Raw genomic sequence first — 4,488 nt, forward strand, 5'->3', positions numbered from 1 at the left:
TGACGCGGACGTCCTTCAGCTCGATTTCCATATGGCCGTGCGGCGCATCGTCATAGCCGAAGACGGGCAGGTGGCGCAGGATGTTCACGCCGGGGGCGTCGAGCGGCATCAGCACCATCGACTGCTGCGCGTGGCGCTTGGCGGCAAAATCGGTCTTGCCCATCACGATCGCGACCTCGCAGCGCGGATCGCCCGCGCCCGACGACCACCATTTACGGCCGTTGATGACATAGTCGTCGCCGTCGCGCTCGATGCGCGTCTCGATGTTCGTCGCGTCGGACGAGGCGACGCGCGGTTCGGTCATCAGAAAGGCCGAGCGGATCTGACCGTTCATCAACCGGCCGAGATATTTGTCCTTCTGCGCGCGCGTGCCGTAACGGTGGAACACCTCCATATTGCCGGTGTCGGGCGCCGAGCAGTTGAACACCTCGCTTGCGAAACCGACGCGGCCCATTTCCTCGGCGCACAGCGCATATTCGAGGTTGGTGAGCCCCGGCCCCTCGAATTCGAACGTCTCGTCGACATGGTGGTGCGCGGCGCTCCGCGGCGGCATGAACAGGTTCCAGATGCCGGCGTCCTTCGCTTCGGCCTTCAGATCCTCGACGATCTGGATCACCTTCCAGCGATCGCCGGCCCTGTCCTGCTCTTCATAGGTCGGAACGGCGGGGCGAACCTTGCGCTCGATGAAGTCGCGCACCCGGTCGCGCCAATAGACCTGCCGGTCGGTGAGATCGAAATCCATCTCCGCTTCCTTCCCTTTACGTTCACGTAAACCCTTGGACCGATTCGCCGGCCTTGCCAAGTCCTGCGGTCCGAAAATTACCTCATTTGGTCATGGCGCGCATTTATCGCTTACGGGTGCGCTCCGCTGGCATCGGGCTCGCCCCGCGCGGCGTCGTCGAGCAGCGCGAGCCGCGCCTCGTGATCGGCGCGCGAGATCGGGAAGCGCCGCATCACGATCAGCCCCAGCGTGCCGATGACGAGGATCGCGAGCGCATAGCCGAGTGCGAGGTCGCCGAGCACGTCGCCGCCGACCTCGCCGGGCTTCGCGTTCGCCGGAAAGGACGCGAGGGAGAGGATCAACCCCGCGACGAAGATGCCGATGCCCGTCGCGCATTTCTGCATGAAGAAATAGCCCGCGAAGAACAGCCCTTCGGACCGGCGTCCGGTCTCGCTCTGCGATGCCTCGACCACATCGGCCATCATCGACGATGACAGGATCATCAGGATGATCGAGAAGGTGTTGCTGACGAACACCAGCGCGAACATCGTCGCGACGCTCGGCTTGCCGGGCAGCCCGGGGAACACGCCCTGGATCCATGCGAAATAGATGCCGCTGTTGACCAGCAGCGCGACCGCGCCCGCGACGATCGCCCCGTCGCGCTTGCCGAGCCGCGCCGAGATCGGCGCGACAAGGATGAAGGCGGCGATCATCGTCCCGAACAGCAGGAAGACATAGGCGACCATCTCGCCCTGCGTGAACTGCCAGAAAAAGCCGAGCAGATAATTGTTCATCGAAAAGGTGATGCCCTGATTGACGAAGCCGAACAGCGCCGCGAACACCAGCCACAGGAAGGCGCGGTTCGACAGCGTGTCGCGCATCTCGCCGAGCACCTGCCGCAACGTCGTCCTGGGTTTGACATCGGCGACGTTCGACACGGCGATGCGGCCATGCTGCCCCGCCGCCGAAATCAGCACCGCACCCGCCATCAGCAGCGCACCGGTCAGCGCATAGGGGAAATAGCCGTCGGGATCGACGAGGCCCTTGGCGCCGCCGAAGAAGACGCCATAGGCGAGCAGCAGGATCAGCAGCCCGCCGCCCCAGCCGAACAGGAAACGGTATCGCATCACCGCGGTGCGCTCGTCATAGTCGGCGGTGAGCTCGGGGACGATCGCGACCGACGGCACCTCGCACATCGACACCAGCGAACGCACGATGATCGCGAAACCGATCAGCCACGCCACCGTCATCGTGTCGCTCATCTCGGGCGGGCTCCACAGCAGCATCCACATGATCGCTAGCGGGATCGGCGCGCCGTAGAGCCAGGGCAGACGGCGGCCCCAGCGGCTGCGCGTGCGGTCGGTGAGCTCGCCGATCACCGGATCGACGAAGGCGTCGGCGATCAGCGCGACCATGATCGCGGCGCCGACGATGCCGGCGTCGAGCCCGATCACCTGATTGTAGAAGAGCAGCAGGAAGGTCGAAAACCCATTGTCCTTGACGCCGTAGGCGATGCTGCCGAGCCCGTGCGTGGCCTTTAGCCAGACCGGCAGGCGCTCGGCTTTGGGCGCCGCCATGCTTGTGGCGCTCACGCGGCGGCTCCGGCTTTCGCCGCTTCCTCCATCGCCAGCAGGGCGTCGAACATGCCCGGCGTTTCCTTGTCCCATGCGTGGCGCTGGCCGATCGTCAGCCCACCGTCGACGAGCAGATGCGTGCCTGTCATGAAGCTCGATTCCTCGCTCGCGAGATAGGCGACGGCGTTGGCGATATCCTCGGGCTGGCCGCCGCGCGCGACCGGCTGCGCGTTCGCGCTCATCTGCGCGATCACTTCATTCGCCTGCGTCTTGAGTTCGCCCGGCACGTCGAGCGAGGCGGTGAAGATATTGGTGTTGATGAAGCCGGGGCAGATCGCGTTCACGCGGATGCCGTACTGCGCGAGGTCGGTCGCCGCGACCTTGGAGAGGTGCAGCACGCCCGCCTTCGCAACGGCGTATGCAATCGGCGAATAGCCCGCGCCGAGCGCCGCGACGCTCGCGGTGTTGACGATGCTCGCCCCCTTTCGCCCCTTCATGTGCGGCACGGCGTAGCGGATGCCCATCGCGACCGATTTCAGCACCAGATCCATCGTCCGGTCCCAGCCTTCGGGCGTGATCTCGTCGATCGGCGCGCGGTCGCCGCCCGCGGCGGCATTGTTGAAGACGATATCGATCCCGCCGGCCTTCGCCGCGGCGACGTTCATCAGCGCCTCGATATCGGCGGGCTTCGTCACGTCGCAGCGGACGAAGTCGATCTTGCCGTTCGACTGCTCGGCGAGTGCGCGACCGCCCGCCTCGTCGATATCGGCGGCGAACACATGCGCGCCTTCGCCCGCCAGTTTGAGCACACTTGCCTTGCCGATACCCGACGCCGCGCCGGTGACGACGGCTATCTTGCCTGCGAATCGCATATCCTCTGCTCCCGTTTTCTTTTGCCACTTAGCTTAGGCGCGAAGCGGCCCCCGTCAACGGCGCGATGCCTTCCGTTACGGCGCCGTAGCGTCGGTTGGACGCACCAAGTTGACGCTTGCGTAAAGCAGCGAAGCGGACGTAGATTTGGCGGCAGAAGAGGAGCCAAAAGGATGAGCGAACTGGACGCTTTCCGCACCGAGGTGCGCGAATGGCTGGAGGCGAACTGCCCCGCCGAAATGCGCTTGCCCGTGCGCGACGAGGATGACGTCTGCTGGGGCGGACGCAATTTCAAGTTCAAGAACGCCGCCCAGAAACAGTGGCTCGATGCCTGTGTCGCGAAGGGCTACACCGTTCCCGACTGGCCGAAGCCTTATGGCGGTGCGGGCCTCACCCCCGAACAGACCAAGATCCTCAAACAGGAAATGAAGCGCATCAAGGCGCGCTCGCCGCTCGACAGCTTCGGTATCTGGATGCTCGGTCCCGCGCTGCTGCAATTCGGTACCGAGGAGCAGAAGGTCCATTATCTGAACCCGATCGCGCGCGGCGAAATCCGCTGGTGCCAGGGCTATTCGGAGCCCGGCTCGGGCAGCGACCTCGTCTCGCTGCAGACCTTCGGCGAGGACAAGGGCGATCATTGGGTCGTCAACGGGTCGAAGATCTGGACGAGCTACGCCGACAAGGCCGACTGGATCTTCTGCCTCGTCCGCACCGACAAGACGAATAAATATCAGGGCATCACCTTCATGCTCTTCGACATGGAGAGCAAGGGCGTCACGACCAAGCCGATCCTGCTGATCAGCGGAAATTCACCTTTCTGCGAAACCTTCTTCGACGATGTCGAGGTGCCGAAGACGCAATATGTGGGTGAGATCAACCGCGGCTGGGACGTAGCCAAATATCTGCTCGGTCACGAACGCGAGATGATCTCGGGCGGCGGCGCCGGCGGCGACATGGTCAGCATCGGCGGCGCCTTCGCCAAGGCGTTCGGCAAGAACGCCGCGGGCGAACTCGACGACCCGATCCTGCGCGCCGAAATGGCGGCGTTCGACGTCGACGTCTTCGCCTATCGCGCGATGGGCGAGCGTTTCATGGACATGTGGAAGACCGGCCGCGCGCATCCCGCCTCGTCGAACATGATGAAATATGTCGGCACCGAGCTCAACAAGCGCCGCCACGAACTCGTGATGTCGGGCGGCGGCAGCGAAGCGCTCGAATGGGACAGCGAAGAGACCAAGGGCGGCGCAAGGGCGCGCGGCTGGCTGCGTACCAAGGCCAATTCGATCGAAGGCGGGACGAGCGAAGTCATGCTCAACGTCATCG

Annotated in this window: 4 protein-coding genes; 1 reads left to right on the top strand and 3 read right to left on the bottom strand. The window is 64.4% G+C overall.

Annotated features, from left to right (window positions below):
- From JHC57_RS21280 to JHC57_RS21290, 3 genes are all read right to left on the bottom strand, one after another.
- A partial coding sequence (locus JHC57_RS21280) for an acyl-CoA dehydrogenase family protein (protein ID WP_294032580.1) occupies positions 1-742 on the bottom strand: 742 nt, incomplete at its 3' end.
- Positions 743-852: 110 nt separating this feature from the next.
- Positions 853-2,313 carry an MFS transporter gene (locus JHC57_RS21285; protein ID WP_294032581.1) on the bottom strand — a complete coding sequence of 487 codons (1,461 nt, stop codon included), beginning with the start codon at positions 2,311-2,313 and terminating at the stop codon, positions 853-855.
- Complete coding sequence (locus JHC57_RS21290) at positions 2,310-3,167, bottom strand: SDR family NAD(P)-dependent oxidoreductase (protein WP_294032582.1); 858 nt, start codon at positions 3,165-3,167, stop codon at positions 2,310-2,312. The genes JHC57_RS21285 and JHC57_RS21290 overlap by 4 nt, the downstream gene beginning before the upstream one ends.
- Positions 3,168-3,338: 171 nt before the next feature.
- On the opposite strand from JHC57_RS21290, the gene JHC57_RS21295 reads away from it, so the two are divergent.
- Positions 3,339-4,488, top strand: a 1,150-nt coding sequence (locus JHC57_RS21295) for an acyl-CoA dehydrogenase family protein (protein WP_294032583.1), incomplete at its 3' end; no start/stop codon positions are given.

The sequence above is a fragment of the Sphingopyxis sp. genome (genome assembly GCF_016463645.1).
Taxonomy (GTDB): Bacteria; Pseudomonadota; Alphaproteobacteria; order Sphingomonadales; family Sphingomonadaceae; genus Sphingopyxis.

Excerpts from the sequence above, each read along its gene's own strand:
- JHC57_RS21290 (WP_294032582.1), bottom strand. The coding sequence starts at position 3,167 with ATGCGATTCGCAGGCAAGATAGCCGTCGTCACCGGCGCGGCGTCGGGT.